At 66.4% G+C, this 17,147-nt stretch carries 18 protein-coding genes; 11 read left to right on the plus strand and 7 right to left on the minus strand.

The window, feature by feature from the left end:
* Nucleotides 1–255: 255 nt before the first annotated feature.
* Complete coding sequence (locus AABA86_RS30245) at nt 256–450, minus strand: cysteine-rich CWC family protein (RefSeq protein ID WP_338309403.1); 195 nt, start codon at nt 448–450, stop codon at nt 256–258.
* Nucleotides 451–564: 114 nt separating this feature from the next.
* On the opposite strand from AABA86_RS30245, the gene AABA86_RS30250 reads away from it, so the two are divergent.
* The 3 genes from AABA86_RS30250 (at nt 565) to AABA86_RS30260 (ending at nt 3,733) form a co-directional block, all read left to right on the plus strand.
* Nucleotides 565–2,121, plus strand: coding sequence for a DUF1800 domain-containing protein (locus AABA86_RS30250; protein WP_338309404.1), 1,557 nt, complete (start codon nt 565–567; stop codon nt 2,119–2,121).
* A gap of 2 nt (nt 2,122–2,123) precedes the next feature.
* Nucleotides 2,124–3,341 (plus strand): DUF1501 domain-containing protein, encoded by a 1,218-nt coding sequence (locus AABA86_RS30255; protein ID WP_338309405.1) that lies wholly within the window; start codon nt 2,124–2,126, stop codon nt 3,339–3,341.
* A gap of 77 nt (nt 3,342–3,418) precedes the next feature.
* Nucleotides 3,419–3,733: an antibiotic biosynthesis monooxygenase family protein gene (locus AABA86_RS30260; RefSeq protein ID WP_212248373.1), complete on the plus strand. Its 315-nt coding sequence runs from the start codon at nt 3,419–3,421 to the stop codon at nt 3,731–3,733.
* A 16-nt stretch (nt 3,734–3,749) separates the two neighbouring features.
* Here AABA86_RS30260 and AABA86_RS30265 read toward each other — a convergent pair whose 3' ends face one another.
* The 6 genes from AABA86_RS30265 to AABA86_RS30290 form a co-directional block, all read right to left on the minus strand.
* The gene (locus AABA86_RS30265) at nt 3,750–4,691 is read right to left on the minus strand and encodes an aldo/keto reductase (protein ID WP_338309406.1); all 942 of its coding nucleotides are present in this window, start codon (nt 4,689–4,691) and stop codon (nt 3,750–3,752) included.
* Nucleotides 4,692–4,943: 252 nt separating this feature from the next.
* Nucleotides 4,944–5,399: a GNAT family N-acetyltransferase gene (locus AABA86_RS30270; protein ID WP_338309407.1), complete on the minus strand. Its 456-nt coding sequence runs from the start codon at nt 5,397–5,399 to the stop codon at nt 4,944–4,946.
* A 71-nt stretch (nt 5,400–5,470) separates the two neighbouring features.
* Nucleotides 5,471–6,283 (minus strand): PAS-domain containing protein, encoded by an 813-nt coding sequence (locus tag AABA86_RS30275; protein ID WP_338309408.1) that lies wholly within the window; start codon nt 6,281–6,283, stop codon nt 5,471–5,473.
* Nucleotides 6,284–6,412: 129 nt separating this feature from the next.
* Nucleotides 6,413–6,571 (minus strand): hypothetical protein, encoded by a 159-nt coding sequence (locus tag AABA86_RS30280; RefSeq protein ID WP_338309409.1) that lies wholly within the window; start codon nt 6,569–6,571, stop codon nt 6,413–6,415.
* A gap of 73 nt (nt 6,572–6,644) precedes the next feature.
* Complete coding sequence (locus AABA86_RS30285; protein ID WP_212248370.1) at nt 6,645–6,821, minus strand: hypothetical protein; 177 nt, start codon at nt 6,819–6,821, stop codon at nt 6,645–6,647.
* Between the two features lie 155 nt (nt 6,822–6,976).
* A complete protein-coding gene (locus AABA86_RS30290) occupies nt 6,977–7,627 on the minus strand; it encodes a glutathione S-transferase family protein (RefSeq protein ID WP_338309410.1) in 651 nt (216 codons plus the stop codon).
* Nucleotides 7,628–8,275: 648 nt separating this feature from the next.
* Between AABA86_RS30290 and AABA86_RS30295 the strand changes: the two genes are divergently transcribed.
* The 8 genes from AABA86_RS30295 to AABA86_RS30330 all read left to right on the plus strand — a co-directional run bounded on the left by AABA86_RS30295 (nt 8,276) and on the right by AABA86_RS30330 (nt 17,077).
* The gene (locus AABA86_RS30295; protein ID WP_212248368.1) at nt 8,276–9,478 is read left to right on the plus strand and encodes a pyridoxal phosphate-dependent aminotransferase; all 1,203 of its coding nucleotides are present in this window, start codon (nt 8,276–8,278) and stop codon (nt 9,476–9,478) included.
* Between the two features lie 285 nt (nt 9,479–9,763).
* Nucleotides 9,764–10,243 carry a DUF992 domain-containing protein gene (locus tag AABA86_RS30300; RefSeq protein WP_212248367.1) on the plus strand — a complete coding sequence of 160 codons (480 nt, stop codon included), beginning with the start codon at nt 9,764–9,766 and terminating at the stop codon, nt 10,241–10,243.
* A 161-nt stretch (nt 10,244–10,404) separates the two neighbouring features.
* Nucleotides 10,405–12,453, plus strand: coding sequence for an elongation factor G (locus tag AABA86_RS30305; protein WP_338309411.1), 2,049 nt, complete (start codon nt 10,405–10,407; stop codon nt 12,451–12,453).
* Between the two features lie 245 nt (nt 12,454–12,698).
* Nucleotides 12,699–12,971, plus strand: a complete 273-nt coding sequence (locus AABA86_RS30310; RefSeq protein ID WP_212248365.1) for a helix-turn-helix domain-containing protein — start codon at nt 12,699–12,701, stop codon at nt 12,969–12,971.
* 97 nt (nt 12,972–13,068) lie between these two features.
* Complete coding sequence (locus tag AABA86_RS30315; RefSeq protein WP_212248364.1) at nt 13,069–14,811, plus strand: SulP family inorganic anion transporter; 1,743 nt, start codon at nt 13,069–13,071, stop codon at nt 14,809–14,811.
* Between the two features lie 111 nt (nt 14,812–14,922).
* On the plus strand, nt 14,923–15,762 hold the full coding sequence (locus AABA86_RS30320; RefSeq protein ID WP_212248363.1) for a shikimate dehydrogenase: 840 nt from the start codon (nt 14,923–14,925) through the stop codon (nt 15,760–15,762).
* 56 nt (nt 15,763–15,818) lie between these two features.
* A complete protein-coding gene (locus tag AABA86_RS30325) occupies nt 15,819–16,445 on the plus strand; it encodes a hypothetical protein (protein ID WP_338309412.1) in 627 nt (208 codons plus the stop codon).
* A 29-nt stretch (nt 16,446–16,474) separates the two neighbouring features.
* Nucleotides 16,475–17,077: a hypothetical protein gene (locus AABA86_RS30330; RefSeq protein ID WP_445083497.1), complete on the plus strand. Its 603-nt coding sequence runs from the start codon at nt 16,475–16,477 to the stop codon at nt 17,075–17,077.
* Nucleotides 17,078–17,147 lie beyond the last annotated feature (70 nt).

The raw sequence follows: 17,147 nt of genomic DNA on the forward strand, positions 1-17,147 counted from the left end.
GGTCGCCGAACCGCCCAGAACCGCGAGTGTGTCCGTCACCTGATCTCGCACCTGATCTCGTTTCTTTGTTCGATCAGGCGACCGTTTCTTCGTCCCGACCTGCCCTCAAGACGACGCCGCGCGCCGCGGCCGTCAAGGATGGCCGTCGCGCTCGTCTCACCTCACATCGACTGCCGCCAGGCCACGCCTTGACGGCCGCAAGCACGGCGTCATGCTCGCGGAAAGCGGGCGTGCTTTAATGGTTGCTACGATACACTAACGAGCCGCCTCCGCCGCCTTGCGCAAGCACTCCCGGCACAGGCAGTCTTCGCCTTCGACCGGCATCGGCAGCTTCGCGACCTCCTCCGCGCACCAGCAGGTGCCCGAGAGGTCGCAGCCGAATTCGGTGCCGCAGCGCGCGCAGGCGAGGCGGCGCGGTTCCGGCGGCGATGATTCTTTCGGATTTGTCATGATTTGCGTCGAAGCTTCGCCGTGATTTTCATGTCGGGTTCATCGGTCATTGCGGTATATTAGGCGTCGCGCGCGGACTCCGAAAGCGGCTCCCGGCACGCGAAGGACAAATCGATGGCCCGCGATTCGCAAGCCGCGCTCGTCGCGCTCAACCGTTTTGGCTTCGGCGCCCGCGGCGGCGCGTCCGGAGATCTCATCAACGCAGCCTCCGATCCGCGCGGTTTCGTGAAGGCTGAGCTCGTCCGTGCGAGCGGGGTGCTGCTGGAGGCGCCCGGTCTGCAATCGACGCAGCAACTCGGGCAGGCCGTCTTCGCCTATCAGGATCAGGTCAGGCAGGCGCGCGAAGCGGCGAAGGCCGCCGCGCCCGCCGAGACTCCGTCGCCTGCGCCGACCGAACAGAAACCCGGGCTCCGCCGCAATCTCTCGCTGAATGCGGCAGCAACGGAGGTCGCCGGCCAGATGACGGAGGCCAAGCCGGCGGACAATGCGGCAAAGCCGGACGCGATGCAGCCCAATGCGGCCGCACCGCCGGCGGCGAAGCCGGCCCCGCAGCCGCTCAACGTGATTCAAAAGACCTTCCGCACCGAAGCGCTGGCGCGCCTGCAGCGCGCGACGCTGGCCACCTGCGGCTTCACCGAGCGTCTCGTCGCGTTCTGGTCCAACCATTTCTGCGTTTCCGCGACCAAGGGCGAACTGGCGCGGATATGGGCCGGCGCGTTCGAGCGCGAGGCGATCAGGCCGCACGTGCTCGGGCGCTTCGCCGACATGCTGAAGGCGGTCGAGCAGCATCCGGCGATGCTGTTCTTCCTCGACAATCAGCAATCGCTCGGGCCGGATTCGCGCGCAGGCCAGAATCGCAAGCGCGGGCTCAATGAGAATCTGGCGCGCGAGATCATGGAGCTGCATACGCTCGGCGTCGGCGGCGGTTATACGCAGGAGGACGTCACCTCACTCGCGCGCATCATCACCGGCTGGACCTTTGCCGGACGGCAGGGGCAGCTCGGGACGCCCGGCTCCTTCGTGTTCAACACCAATGCGCACCAGCCCGGCGCGCAGATGCTGCTCGGCAAGAGCTACGAGGCGACGGGCCTGGCGCAAGGCGAAGCCGCGCTCGCCGACATCGCGCGCCATCCGTCGACCGCGAATTTCATCGCGACCAAGTTCGTTCGCCATTTCGTTGCCGACGATCCGCCGCCGGGATTGGTGGCGCGGCTGCGCGAACTCTTCGTCAAGACCGACGGCGACCTCAAGGCGCTTGCCGCGGCGCTGGTCGATTCCGACGAGGCGTGGAAGGCGCCGCTGACCAAGATGCGCAGCCCTTACGACTTCCTCGTCGCGAGCGGCCGGCTGCTCGCGCGCGTGCCGGAGGATCCCGGCGCCTATCTGAACAATCTCAATCTGCTGGGACAGCCGCTGTGGTCGCCGGCCGGCCCCAATGGTTTCCCGGATACCAGCGCCGCCTGGGCTGCGCCCGAGGGCATGAAGCTCAGGCTCGATATCGCGGCGCAAATGGGCGCGCGGCTCGGGCCCAACGTCGATCCGCTTGATCTGCTGGAGTTCGCAGCGGCGGACGCGGCCTCCATCGAGACGCGGCGAACCATCGAGCGCGCGGAGTCGCGCCAGCAGGCGCTGGCGCTGCTCTTGATGTCGCCGGAAATGCAGAGGAGATGATGATGGTCGACTGCGTCGAGAACCGGCTCCTCACCTCGCGCCGCGGCCTACTGCTCGGCGGCGCCTCGTTCGCGGCCTGGGCTTACCTGCCGAAATTCGCACGCGCGGCCGATGGGCGCGATCCGCGGCTGGTCGTCGTGATCCTGCGCGGCGCGCTCGACGGCCTCTCGACCGTCGCCCCGATCGGCGATCCCGACTATGCCGGCCTGCACGGCTCGATCGCGCTCGCCGCAGACGGCGCGCATCCTGCGATCATGCTCGATTCCTTCTTCGCGCTGCATCCGGCGATGCCGGAATTCGCGCGGATGTATCGCGACAAGCACGCCGCGGTGATCCATGCGGTGGCGACGCCCTATCGCGACCGCTCACATTTCGACGGCCAGGACGTGCTGGAGAGCGGTTATGCCGGGCCTGGCCGCGTGCAGTCCGGTTGGCTCAATCGCGCGCTGGAAGCGCTGCCGCGCGGCGAGCGCGTATCGAGCGCTCTTGCGGTCGGGCCCACCACGCCGCTGGTGCTGCGCGGAAGCGCGCCGACCGTCGGCTGGGCGCCGGTGGCGCTGCCGCAGGCCGATGACGACACCGCGATGCGCCTCGTCGATCTCTACCGTCATCGCGATCCCGCGCTGGCGATGGCCTTGTCGCAAGGCCTTCAGCTCGACAAGGCCGCGAGCGGTGACGACATGAAGCCAAAGCCCGGCAATGCGGTGGCGCAGATGCGCCAGGTCGCGCGCGGCGCGGCCAAGCTGATGGCGGCCGACGACGGCCCGCGCATCGCCGCGCTCGCCTTCGACGGCTGGGACACCCATGCCAATGAAGGCGGCCCGGTCGGTCGTCTCGCCTTCCTGCTCGGCGGGCTCGACGGCGCACTCGCCGAATTCCAAAGCGGTTTGGGGGAGCGCTGGCGCGACACCGTCGTCGTCGTCGCCACCGAGTTTGGCCGCACCGCGCGCATCAACGGCACCGACGGTACCGATCACGGCACCGGCACGATCGCGCTGCTCGCCGGCGGCGCCGTGAAAGGCGGCCGCGTCATCTCCGACTGGCCGGGCCTCAAGCTCGCGAACTTGTATGAAGCTCGCGATCTCAAGCCGACCACCGATCTTCGCTCCGTGATCAAGGGCGTGCTGCAGGGCCAGTTCGGCCTGTCCGATCGCGTGCTGGCCGAGACGGTGTTTCCGGATAGTGCTGCGGCGCGACCGATGAAGGGCTTGGTGGCTTAAGCCGTCATTCCGGCCTGCGGCTTGCGGTGCGGCAGGGAATGACGACATGATGAGCCGAGCATCAGGAGAGACCACTCATGTACATCGCCATGAACCGCTTCCGTGTCGCCAAGGGCTCCGAGGCCGCCTTCGAGCAGGTCTGGCTCGGCCGCGACACGCATCTGGACAAGGTGCCGGGCTTCGTCGAATTCCATCTGCTGCGCGGCCCCGAGCTCGAGGACCACACGCTCTATGCCTCGCACACGATCTGGGCGAACCATGCCGCGTTCGAGGCCTGGACCAAGTCGGAAGCGTTTCGCGCGGCGCATGCGCGGGCCGGCGACACCAAGCCGACATATCTCGGCCATCCCCAGTTCGAAGGCTTTGAGGTGATTCAGACCGTGGCGAAGTAGCGCCGCGCCTCGAACGTCAGCCCAGCGTGATCTTGTCGATCTCGGCCATCTCATCCGCGCTGAGCTTCCAGGCGATCGCCTTGACGTTCTGCTCGATCTGCTCGACGCGGGTGGCGCCTGCGATCACGCTGGACACCTGCGGGCGGGCGGCGAGCCAGGAGAAAGCGAGCTCGAGCATGCTGTGGCCACGGGCCTTGGCGAAGGCCTGGAGCTTCTCGACGATGTCCTCGTTGCGCGGCGTGACATAGCGGTCGCGCAGCCGCTCCACCTTGCCGAAGCGGGTGTCGCCGGGCGCGGCCTCGCCCTTCCGGTACTTGCCGGTCAGAAGCCCGCTCGCGAGCGGGAAGAACGGCAACAGGCCGAGCTTGTATTCCTGCGCCGCCGGCAGCAGGTCCTTTTCGATGTCGCGCACGACGAGCGAGTATTCGTCCTGGCACGACACGAAGCGGCTGACATTCATCGCGCGCGCGACGTACTCGGCTTCAGCGACGCGCCAGGCCGGAAAGTTCGAATTGCCGATGTAGCGAACCTTGCCCTGGCGGACGAGATCGTCGAGCGCGCGCAGGCTCTCCTCGATCGGCGTCAGCGGGTCGTAGTCGTGCTGCTGGTAGAGATCGATGTAATCGGTCTTCAGCCGCTTCAGGCTCGCTTCGACGGCGTCCATGATGTAGCGGCGCGAGGCGCCCTGCTTGGTTCCGTCCTCCGCCATCGGCTTGGAATACTTCGTGGCCAGCACGATGTCCTTGCGGCGATCGCCCAGCACGGCGCCGAGCACGTTTTCCGAGCCGCCCATGTTCGAATAGATGTCGGCGGTGTCGAACAGGGTGATGCCGAGATCGAGCGCGCGATGGATCACCTTGCGCGAGGTCTCCAGATCCGTGCGCTGGCCGAAATTGTTGCAGCCGAGCCCGACCGCGGACACGCGAAGGCCGGAGGCGCCGAGATTGCGAATTTCCATGGGAGGTCCTGTCAGAGAGAGCAGCCACTCATTGTGACCATCGTGCGCCGCAGCAGCAAGGCGCGCGCCGCGCTGCTGCCATGCCGACAGAGCGGACAAAAAAATGCGGCCCCTGTCAGACGCGGCGACTGACGGGGACCGCTTGGGGCGCTTGATCGGTGACGGGGAGCCTGATCAGACGCAGGTGCAGCGTAGCCTCGCCATGTTACGCGCAGGTGACAGGCGGAGTTATCCACAGGGTGCGGGCGGGGATCAGAACAGCATGCGATAGACGATGAAGCCGGACCGCTCCGCGACCTTGTCGTACAGGCGCTGGGCCGTGAGATTGGTCTCGTGCGTCTGCCAATAGACGCGCGGCGATCCCGCCAGTTTCGCCCGCTCGTACACGCCGTGGATCAGCGCCGAGGCGACGCCCTTGCCGCGCGCGGCTTCCAGCGTGAACAGGTCCTGCAGATAGCAGGACGGCTCGATCGCGGTCGTGCTGCGATGAAACAGGTAGTTCGTCATGCCGAGCAGCTTGCCGTCGCTCTCGGCGACCAACCCGTGCACCGGCTCATAGGCATCGAAAAAACGCTGCCACGTCATCGCAGTGATCTCGCCTGCCAGCGCGGTCGGGCCGGAGCGGCCGTAGAAAGCGTTGTAGCCGTCCCACAGCGGCAGCCATTGATCGTAGTCCTGCCTGGTGACGGCGCGAATGGTGAGGGACATGTGGATTTCCTGCGATCAATGGAACGTCCTTCATACGTGATGACGGGCGTGCCGATCAATCGCCAGTCGCATCACTCCGCGACGCGCAGATGCCGGATCAGCCTGCGGTCCGCAGGATCGCGCAGCGACCGGTAGTAGTCGGCGCGGGAGGGCGCGTCGGTGTGGCGCACGAGGTCGGTCACCGGCGTGTAGCTGAGCATGCGTCCGCCGTCGGGCAGCGCGGCGCAGACGAAGCGCAGCACCTCGCCGCTGCGCAAGGCGATGTTGATCGGCGTGGCATCGCCGATGCGCACCATCTCCATGCGCTGCGCGATGAAGGTGCCGAGCTCGTCTTCGGGCAGCTCGAACGCGCCGATGTCGCGGCCGTGATACATCAGGGCGATGAAGGGCGGCTTGCCGTCGGCGATCTCGTCCGGCACCGCGAAATAATCGCGGAACGCGCGGTTGATGAACTCGGCCCGCGTCTCGGCATCGAGCAGCACGATGCCGATATCGACCTGGTCGAGCGCGGCCGACAGCCGTGCCGCCGTGGCATGGTTGCGGCGCTCGGCCGCGAACGTGCCGAGCAGCCGCTCGCGCATCAGGCCGGTGATAGCGGCGGTGGCGGCAGTCGTGATCGCCAGCAGGCCGAGCTGGACCAGATCGGTGGTGGCAGGGCCGGAAACGCCTTGGCGGCTGAGCAGGAGCAGCGCCGCACCGATCACCGCGACGGCCGCGCTGGTGGCGGCGGAGGCGAGGCCCGATAGTGCGCCGGCGAGCGCCACGATGCCGACGAGCAGCGGGGCGGGTGAGAGAGTAGGGGTAAAGCGATCGAAAAGCATCGCCAGCAGCAGGGTCGCTGCCGTCAGCACCGGACCGGAGATCGCACGCCATCCGAACCGCATGGGCCAGTCTCGCTCCTTCCCGAACGAGCTAAGGCCGCAACACTGGCTGATCGTTGCGCCGCTGCGATGCGCTTTCCTGCGATGTGCTTAAGGCGCGCTTGCGCACAAGCGTAAGGTTTTCGGACGATTTTAGACCAGATGCGCGTGCTTGAGGGGCTCTCGCAGGGCGGGCGCATTCAGCGTGGACGTCCCCGGGCCCTTGCGGGTGCCGACGACGATCAACAGCGACGCCGCGACCAGGATGGCCGCAGTGAGTGCGATTGCAACGACTACCACGGGTGACTTCATCGACGTCCTGTCGCGATGCCGGTCGGCACGGGCCACGCGGCGCCTTGAAGGCTGGACCAGGATGAAACGGGAATCAGACCGGCAGGCCCATCGCCATGGTCGCCTTGGTCGACAGCACCGTCAGGGTGACGATCAGGCACAGCGAGAGCGCGGCGACGGCGAGCGAGGCCACGACCGCGTTGGTCAGCCGGGAAGACGCGACGGTAGCGGGATGGCCCTGAAAGCCTGCCGTGCCGGACGCCCGTATCATGGTCTAAATCCCTCAACACGCGAGCGAATCACCCGCGACTTTCCACAATTTCCCAGTTTCAACCGGCAATATTGCGGCGGCTAGCGCGCCGAAAATGGCGGGATTGCGGCGAATGTTACCTTTGTGCCCGCTATTCGCCAGAGCGCAGGGCGCGCTCAGGCCCCGGCGGCAATGCTGGCGGGGGCGTCGACGTCGGCCGGCCGCCAGTCCATCGACACGAAGCCCGGCGCAGCTTCCACCCGCTTCAGCCAGTCGCGGATCGCCGGGAAGGCCTGGAGGTCGAAGTCGCAGCGGTCGGCGAGGTGGGTGTAGCCGTACAGTGCGATGTCGGCGACCGTGAGCTGGCGCGCGACGAAATAGGCGTTGGTCTTGAGGTGGTTCTCCATCACCTGGAGCGCGCCATAGCCGCGCTCCATCCAATCCTCCAGCGAATGGGTCTGGAGGTCGCGCCCGCCCTTGACCAATGACAGCCAGAAATAGGCGGCGCCGATGTTCGGCTCCAGCGCGTGCTGCTCGAAGAACATCCATTGCAGCGCCTCGGCGCGGTCGATGCGGTTCTCCGGTGCGAGCGGCGTGCCGACGGCGACGTACCAGAGGATGGCGTTGGACTCGGCGAGAAAGCGGTCGTCGCCGACCTCGAGCAGCGGCACCTGTCCCGACGGGTTCTTGGTCAGAAAGTCCGGCGTGCGGCTCTCGCCGCGCAGAATGTCCACCTCGATCGCTTCGTAAGGCACGTTGAGCAGCGCCAGCGCAAGGCGGACCTTGTAGCTGTTGCCCGAGCGTTGCATCGAATAGAGCTTGTACATTCTGAGAATGATTCCGGAAGACGGGGGGCGCGGCGCTTGTTGTTCCGCGACGCGGCTAAACAATGATGCCGATGCGAATCCGCCGCAAGGCCCGGCCGATAGAAAAACTCGAAAACCCTACCGCACTGCAGCGCTGCGGAAGATCATTTCCGCGCGACGATGCAAATCGGATCACGTGTTCGTCAATCCGCGGACGCAACGCTCTACGAGGCCGTGAAGCACGTCGGCCATCGCATGGACGATTGGGATTAGGGCGCCAATGCTTCCGCATCGTCATGGCCGGGCTCGTCCCGACCATCCACGTCTGACTTGCCGCACGAAGAACGTCGATGCCCGGGCCTTCGCCTCGCCGAAGCGGCTTCGGCCGCGCAGGCGGGACGAGCCCGGGCATGACGAAGAGTGGTTTCCCGGCGACGCTCAACGCGCAAAAATTGCTCCGAGGACAAGCCTTCCGGGATATGAGCGATTCGCGCGGTAAAGTTGCGGAAAATTGCTGGAAATCGCTGCTTGAGCCGCTCCAAATCCGTAAGTTTTTCCGAGATCGGGCCGAAGTTTCTTGCGGCGCAGCGGCACACGTTTTAGGGTATCTCATTCCCACAATCACAGTCGTGAGGCCCAGGGCTTTTCGACGCTTGTCAGGAGATGACGATGTCCTTCCTTGCCGCTGCGCTCGACCGTGTGAAGCCGTCCGCGACCATCGCGGTCACGGATAAAGCACGCGCGCTGAAAGCGGCGGGCCGCAACGTCATCGGCCTCGGCGCCGGCGAGCCCGACTTCGACACGCCCGCCAACATCAAGCTGGCGGCGATCCGCGCCATCGAGGCCGGCAAGACCAAGTACACCGCGGTCGACGGCATCCCCGAGCTGAAGGACGCGATCATCGCGAAGTTTCAGCGCGAGAACGGCGTCACCTACAAGCCGAACCAGATCATCGTCGGCACCGGCGGCAAGCAGGTGCTGTACAACGCGCTGATGGCGACGATCAATCCGGGCGACGAGGTGATCATTCCCGCGCCGTACTGGGTCAGCTACCCTGAGATGGTGGCGCTCGCCGGCGGCGAGCCGGTGCCGGTGGTCTGCACCGCCGCGACCGGCTTCAAGCTCCAGGCCGAGGCGCTCGAGCGCGCGATCACGCCGAAGACCAAATGGGTGATCCTGTGCTCGCCGTCGAACCCGACGGGAGCCGCCTATACGCGTTCGGAACTGAAGGCGCTCACGGACGTGCTGGTGAAGCATCCCCATGTGTGGGTGATGACCGACGACATGTACGAGCATCTCGTCTATGACGACTTCCAGTTCACCACGGTCGCGCAGGTCGAGCCGAAACTCTACGACCGCACGCTCACCGTGAACGGTGTGTCGAAGGCCTATTGCATGACCGGCTGGCGCATCGGCTATGCCGGTGGCCCCGCGCAGCTGATCAAGGCGATGTCGACCATCCAGTCGCAGTCGACCTCGAACCCGTCCTCGATTGCGCAATGGGCCGCGGTGGAAGCGCTGAACGGTCCGCAGGACTTCATCCCCGCCAACAACAAGGTGTTCAAGGAGCGGCGCGACCTCGTCGTCTCCATGCTCAACCAGGCCAAGGGGATCGAATGCCCGCGCCCCGAGGGTGCGTTCTACGTCTATCCGTCCTGCGCCGGCACGATCGGCAAGACCGCGCCGTCCGGCAAGGTGATCGACAATGACGAGACCTTCGTCACCGAGCTGCTGGAAACCGAAGGCGTCGCGGTGGTGCAGGGGTCGGCGTTCGGCCTCGGCCCTGCGTTCCGCATCTCCTATGCGACCAAGACCTCGGATCTCGAAGACGCCTGCAAGCGCATCCAGCGCTTCTGCGGTAACCTGCGCTGATCGCGTTGCGACAGTACAAATTGGAAAGGCCCGCTTCGTGCGGGCCTTTTTGTTTGTGCTTCAACAAGGCGGCATCGTGAGGGACGCGCCGCTCTCTCACTCCCTCGCCCCGTTCTTACGGGGGCGGGACGAGCAAAGCTCGCCCTGAGAGGGTGGGGGGCTCTCTCCGCAAGTTCGATTCCAAGCGCGTATGATCTGGCACGACCACGGCTCTTGTGGCATAGACGCGCAACACGGGTGGGGCACCCTCTCTGCTCGCATTCCATTCATCGCCGGAGATATTTCATGCGCCGTTCGTTCATCTTCGCCGGGCTCGCCGCCGCCAGCCTCGTTGCCTCCAGCGTGGGCGGCAGTGCGCAGCAGCGGATGGCGCGGGTCGGCGTGCTCGAATGCCGCGGCGGCGCCAGCGTCGGCTTCATCGTGGGATCGGTGACCCATCTCGGCTGCGTGCTGCGCGCCGACGGTCTGCCCGACGATCGCTATGTCGCGACGATCCGCAAAGTGGGTCTCGACATCGGCATCACCCAGGAGACGGCTTTGGCGTGGGGCGTGTTTGCACCGGTCGACCGGCTCGGCCCCGGCGACCTCTCCGGCAATTATGCCGGCGCGCAGGGCAGCGCCTCGATCGGTGTCGGCTTGGGCGGCAACGTGCTGGTCGGCGGCTCCAACAATTCGATCGCGCTCCAGCCGCTCAGCGTGCAGGGCCAGGTTGGCCTCAACGTCGCCGCCGGCCTCGAAAGCCTGGAACTTCGTCCGGGCCGTTGACGATCATGCAGAGCTCCTCTTCCATCTCTCCCTTCGGGCGAGGTGGAACACGGACGACGCACCGCAGCGACGTTTGATGCTTGCCAAATCTCGGGGACCGGCAGAGCATCTGCGTTTGCCGACCCAATCATGGGCCGAGCTCCACACCAAGGAGGCGGCGAATGGGACAAGACGTCAGAAGTCCCCGAGGTCCACGGTGCATCGCGCTGGTGGGCCCTTTCCAAAGCGGTAAAACCACACTTCTCGAAGCTATCCTGGCGCGAACGGGCGCAATCCCCCGCGCCGGCAGCGTCGACGCCGGAACCTCCGTCGGCGACTCTGCGCCAGAGGCCCGTCATCACAAGATGACCGTCGGGCTTACTGCCGCCACCACGAGTTTCATGGGCGACAGCTACACCTTCCTCGATTGTCCCGGTTCCGTCGAGTTTGCCCACGACATGCGCGCCGCGCTGCCCGCGGTCGATGCCGCGATCGTGGTCTGCGAGGCCGACGAGAAGAAGCTGCCGCAGCTTCAGATCATCCTGCGCGAGCTGGAGGAGCTGAAGATCCCGCGTTTCCTGTTCCTCAACAAGATCGACCGTGCGAGCCAGCGCATCCGCGAGTCGCTCGCAATGCTGCAGCCCGCCTCCCGCGTGCCGCTGGTGCTGCGCCAGATTCCGATCTGGAAGGACGAGCTGATCGAAGGCTTCGTCGATCTCGCGCTGGAGCGCGCCTTCATCTATCGCGAGCACAAGGCCTCCGAGGTGGTCGCGCTCGAAGGCGGCAATCTCGATCGCGAGAAGGAAGCCCGCTTCTCGATGCTGGAGAAGCTCGCCGACCACGACGACGCGCTGATGGAGCAACTGCTCGAAGACATTCAGCCGCCGCGTGATGCCGTGTTCGACGATCTCGCCCGCGAATTGCGCGAAGGGGTGATCTGCCCTGTGCTGTTAGGGGCAGCCGCGCGCGAGAACGGTGTGCTGCGCCTGATGAAGGCGCTGCGCCACGAGGCGCCGGGAATAGCGGAGACCGCAAAACGTCTCGGCGTACCCGAGACCAGGGACGCGCTCGGATTCGTGTTCAAGACGCTGCATTCGCAGCATGGCGGCAAACTGTCATTGACGCGGCTGCTCGCCGGCCATCTCGACGACGGCGCCACGCTGCAATCCGCTTCCGGGGGAGCGGGCCGCATCTCCGGCATCCTCGCCGTCAACGGCGCCTACGACACCAAGCGTGCCGCTGCCGAAGCCGGCGACACGGTGGCGCTCGCCAAGCTCGATCCGGTCAAGACCGGCGACACGGTTTCGAGCGGCAAGACCCCGCCTGCAGCGCTCGCGGTCGCGGAGCCGACGCCGCCGGTGCTTGCGATCTCGGTTGCGGCCACCGATCGCAAGGACGACGTCAAGCTCGGCCAGGCGCTGACGCGGCTGCACGAGGAGGATCCCTCGCTCGTCATCGTGATGAACGCCCAGACCCACGACACTGTGCTGTGGGGACAAGGCGAGATGCACTTGCGCGTCGCCGGCGAGCGGCTGCGCGACCGCTTCGGCGTCAAGATCACCTCGCATCCACCCGCCATCGGCTATCAGGAGACCATCCGCAAGCCGATCGTCCAGCGCGGCCGCCACAAGAAGCAGTCCGGCGGCCACGGCCAGTTCGGTGACGTCGTGCTCGACATCAGGCCGTTGCCGCGCGGCGAGGGCTTCAAGTTTGCCGAGAAGGTCGTTGGTGGCGCCGTGCCGCGCAACTACATCGGCGCGGTCGAAGAAGGCGTCGTCGACGGATTGACGCGCGGTCCGCTCGGTTTCCCCGTCACCGATTTGCAGGTGACGCTAACCGACGGCTCCTATCACAGCGTCGACTCTTCCGATCTCGCCTTCCGCACCGCGGCGCGGATCGGACTCAACGAAGGCCTGCCGCATTGTCAGTCAGTGCTGCTGGAGCCGATCCACGTGGTCGAGATCGTCTGTCCGACCGACGCCACCGCCAAGATCAACGCGATCCTGTCGGCGCGGCGCGGCCAGATCCTCGGCTTCGACACGCGTGACGGCTGGGGCGGCTGGGACTGCGTCCGCGCCATGATGCCGGAAGCCGAGATCGGCGAACTGATCGTGGAGCTGCGCTCGGCCACTGCCGGCGCCGGCAGCTTCACCCGCCAGTTCGACCACATGGCCGAAGTCACAGGCCGCGCCGCCGACCAGATCATCGCCGCGCATCAACACGCGGCGTGATCCGCCTCGCGCCGTAAGGAGTGCTCCACTGGCTCACTCCCTCTCCCCGTTCTTGACGGGGAGAGGGTGGGGTGGGGGCTGTCTCCATGAGTGCGGCGTTCCATTTGGCCGAGCCCTCGCCACTCGTCATTGCAATGCCGGAGGAGACCGCTCGGCAACCTCTTGCATTTGGCTCGGATTGACGTATTTTGCATCATTGTATATGTCTGAGATATCACTTATAAGTGCTGGTAAGTGAGGCCAAGGTGATCACGGCGTTCCAGATGCGGGCAGCCCGCGCGCTGCTCGGCATTGACCAGAAAACCCTGGCCGAGCTCGCTGGCGTTTCGCTGCCAACCATCCAGCGGATGGAGGCCAGCACCGGCAATGTGCGTGGCGTGGTCGAGACCCTGATCAAGGTGGTCGAGGCGTTCGACCGGGCCGGCGTCGAGCTGATCGGCGAGCAGGTCCGCAGCGACAGCGGCGGGCGCGGCGTTCGCCTGAAGGAGCCCGGGCCGCCGCGCCGCGTCGGAGCATGATCGGGCGTTGATCGTGCTCGGGATAAAGATGGGCTAGCGCATCGTCGCGCCTCGGCAACACGGGACGCACGATGTTTCGGAGCATCGTGGGGCTGAAATGAGCATCACAAGCGATCACGCAAGCCGGTTGCACCAGCTGCGCCAGCCGACCTTTGCCGAACTGTATCTGCCGAAGCTCGTCACCGTCTGGCGGGAAGGCTACGGCGTCGCAGACTTCCGCGCCGACGTTTTCGCGGGGCTGACGGTTGCGATCGTGGCGCTGCCGCTGTCGATGGCGATCGCGATCGCCTCGGGCGTGACGCCGGACCGCGGCCTTTATACCGCGGTGGTCGGCGGCTTCATCGCCTCGCTGCTCGGCGGCAGCCGGTTCCAGATCGGCGGACCCGCCGGCGCGTTCATCGTCTTGGTCGCAGCGACCGCGGAGCGTCACGGCGTCGACGGCGTCATCCTCGCCACCCTGATGGCGGGCCTGTTCCTGGTCGCCGCGGGCCTGTTGCGGGTCGGTACCTACATCAAGTTCATTCCCTATCCGGTGACGGTTGGCTTCACGGCCGGCATCGCCGTGATCATCTTCGCCAGCCAGCTTCGCGATCTCGGCGGGATCACGCTTGCAGGAAAAGAGCCCAGCGAGTTCGTCCCGAAGCTGGTCGCGCTCGCCGGCGGTCTCAACACCATCAATCCATCCGCCGTCGCGGTCGCAATCGTCAGCATCGCCATCATCGCGGCCTTGCGAATCTGGCGGCCATCCTGGCCCGGTATCCTGATCGCGGTCGTGCTCGCCGCCGTTGCGTGCGCCGTGCTCTCCCTGCCGGTGGAAACCATCGGATCGCGCTTCGGCGGAATTCCGCGCGAATTGCCCTCGCCGGCGCTGCCGGCGTTCTCGATTGCGAAGGCGACCGCCGTGCTGCCGGATGCGATCTCGTTCGCGCTGCTGGCCGCCATCGAATCGCTGCTGTCTGCCGTGGTTGCCGACGGCATGACCGGGCGCCGTCACCGCTCCAATTGCGAGCTGGTGGCGCAAGGCGCGGCCAATATCGGAGCGGCGCTGTTCGGCGGCATCTGCGTCACCGGCCTGATCGCGCGCACCGCGACCAACATCCGCGCCGGCGCGCGCGGGCCGCTGGCCGGCATGCTGCACTCCGTGTTCCTGCTGCTGTTCATGCTGATCGCGGCGCCGCTCGCCAGCTACATTCCGCTGGCCGCGCTCGCCTCGGTGCTCGTCGTGGTGGCCTGGACCATGGCGGAGAAGCACGAATTCGCCACGCTGCTGCGTTCGTCGTGGGGCGATGCGGTCGTGCTGCTCGCGACCTTCCTGCTGACGATCTTCCGCGACCTGACCGAAGGCATTTTGGTCGGCTTCGCGCTCGGCGCGGTGCTGTTCATCCATCGCATGGCGGAGATGACGGGCATCGAGGAACGCTCGCCACTGGTCGCCGGCGATCGTCCCGACGACGGCAATGGCGAGCGCGTTCGCTACGATCCTGCGCTTGCGGTCGATCGTGACGTGCTGGTCTATCGCATCACCGGCGCGTTCTTCTTCGGCGCGGCCTCCGCCATCGGAGGCGTGCTCGACGAGGTCGCCGACAAGCGCAAGGCCTTCGTGGTCGATTTCGCCGCGGTGCCGTTCCTGGATTCGACGGCGGCCAACGTGCTCGGCCGCGTCGCCGCCAAGGCTCACCGCCAGGGCATCCGGCTGTTCATCACGGGGGCTTCGCCCGCGGTCCGCCGCGCGCTGCTCACCCATGGCGTGACGCCGCCGCGGGCGCGCTATCGCCAGAGCCTCGAACGCGCGATTGCCGACATCAAGGGCGGCGCGGGCGAGGAGGCTGCCGCGAGCTGACGGCGCGCCGTTCTCGCGCCGGCCGGCCTGACCGGCGCTGCGGCGCCCGCGCGCTTGACAGAGCGGGCGCGACGCGAAATGGATCGCCTCGGATACGACCCCGAGGAAGAGATGACCGCGCCCAAAGCTCCTGCAGCCTGTCTGATCGGATGGCCGGCCGCGCATTCGCGCTCGCCGCTGATCCATCATTACTGGCTGCGCACGCTCGGCATTGCCGGCGGCTATGTCATCGAAGCGGTTCCGCCCGAGGATCTGCGCGATTTCGTGCTGCGGCTGTCGCTGCGCGGCTTCGTCGGGGCCAACGTCACCATCCCGCACAAGGAAGGTGTGCTGGCGCTGTCGACGCCCGACGCCCGCGCCAAGGCCGTCGGCGCGGCGAACACGCTGTGGTTTGCCGACGGCGAGCTGCGCTCGACCAACACCGACGTCGAAGGTTTCATTGGCAATCTCGACGCCAGCGCGCCCGGCTGGGATGTCGCCGAGGAGGCGCTGGTGCTCGGGGCCGGCGGCTCCTCGCGGGCGGTCGTGTTCGGCCTGCTCGAGCGTGGGATCAAGCGCATCCATCTGGCCAATCGCACCATCGCGCGGGCCGAGACGCTGGCAAGACAGTTCGGGCCGAACGTCGATCCCGTAACGTGGGACGGGATCGACGACGTGCTGCCGCGCGCAAAACTTCTCGTGAACACCACCTCGCTCGGCATGCACGGCCAGCCCCCACTCGATGTTGACGTGGCGCGCCTGCCGCAGGCGGCGGTGGTCGCCGACCTCGTCTATGTGCCGCTGGTGACGCCGCTGCTCGCCGCCGCGACGGCGCGCGGCCTGAAGACCGCCGACGGGCTCGGCATGCTGCTGCACCAGGCGGTGCGCGGCTTCGAGCTGTGGTTCGGCCGGCGGCCAGAGGTCACGGCCGAGCTGCGGGCGCTGGTCGAGGCCGATCTCACAAAGACTTGAGAGAATAGCGCGCGTCGTCCGGAGTTCTCCATCCGTGGGGACAATCGGAGACCGTCATGTCTGTTCAACGTGCAACTTTCACACGTCCACTGATCGCCGTCGCGATGGTGGCTGCTTCCACCCTCTATGCCTTCGCGCAGAGGGCGCCGGTGCCGACGCGCGTGCGTGGCACGATCGAAAGCGTCAATGGTGACACGATGCAGGTCAAGTCGCGCAGTGGCGAGGACGTCAAGCTGCGCATCGCTCCTGACGTGAACGTATCGGGGATTACCAAAATTTCACTCGCCGACATCAAGGTCGGCTCCTTCGTCGGCGCCACCACGGTGCCGGGACCTGACGGCGGCCAGAACGCGGTCGAGGTCCACGTGTTTCCGGAGAGCATGCGCGGCACCGGCGAGGGCTCGCGGCCCTATGACCTCAAGCCGAACTCCAGCATGACCAACGCCACGGTGTCGGAGAGCGTGGTCGGCAATGACGGCCATACGCTGCTGGTCAAGTACAAGGACGGCGAGAAGAAGGTGTTCGTCCCCGACAACACGCCGGTGGTGACCTTCGTGCCCGGCGACAAGTCCGACCTGAAGGCCGGCGCCAAGGTCATCGCCTTCATGAAGCAATTGCCGGACGGCTCGTTCGAGACCAACCGCGTCAGCGTCGGCCGCGACGGCCTGACGCCGCCGATGTGAGGAAGGACCGGATCATGCTGAATGCGACGATGAAATCCGGCCTGCTCGCGGCGATCCTCGCCCTCGCTCCGTTTGCGGCCTCGGCGCAGCAGGTGCCGACGGTCCGCATCCGCGGCACCATCGAGAGTGTCGACGGCAACATGCTCGGCATCAAGACGCGCGAAGGCAGCGACGTGAAGGTGCGCATGACCGACAACGTCGCCGTCTTCGCCGTGGTGAAGACGGAGCTGTCGGAAATCAAGGAAGGCTCCTATATCGGCGTCACCGCCATGCCCGAGCCGGACGGCACGCAGAAGGCGATCGCGGTGCACATCTTCCCGGAGAACCAGCGCGGTGCGGCCGAGGGTTTTCGTCCCTGGGACGCGCGTGCCAATTCAACCATGACCAATGCCACCGTGGCGCAGACGGTGAAGGGCACCGACGGCCAGCACATCACGGTCAAATACAAGGACGGCGAGAAGAAAGTCCTGGTGCCGCCGGACACGCCGATCGTCACCTTCATCGCCACCGACAAGCCGGAAGTGAAGCCGGGCGCCAAGCTGATCATCTTCGGCGCGGCGAAGAAGGACGACGGCTCGCTGGAAGCCAACCGGGTGAATGTGGGCCGGGACGGAATTACACCGCCGATGTGAGGTGGGGAGTTATAAGACCCAACGACCGCCACAAACTCCGCTGTCGTCCCGGACAAGCGTCAGCGCAGAT

The organism is Bradyrhizobium sp. TM233 (assembly GCF_036247965.1).
GTDB lineage: Bacteria > Pseudomonadota > Alphaproteobacteria > Rhizobiales > Xanthobacteraceae > Bradyrhizobium > Bradyrhizobium ottawaense.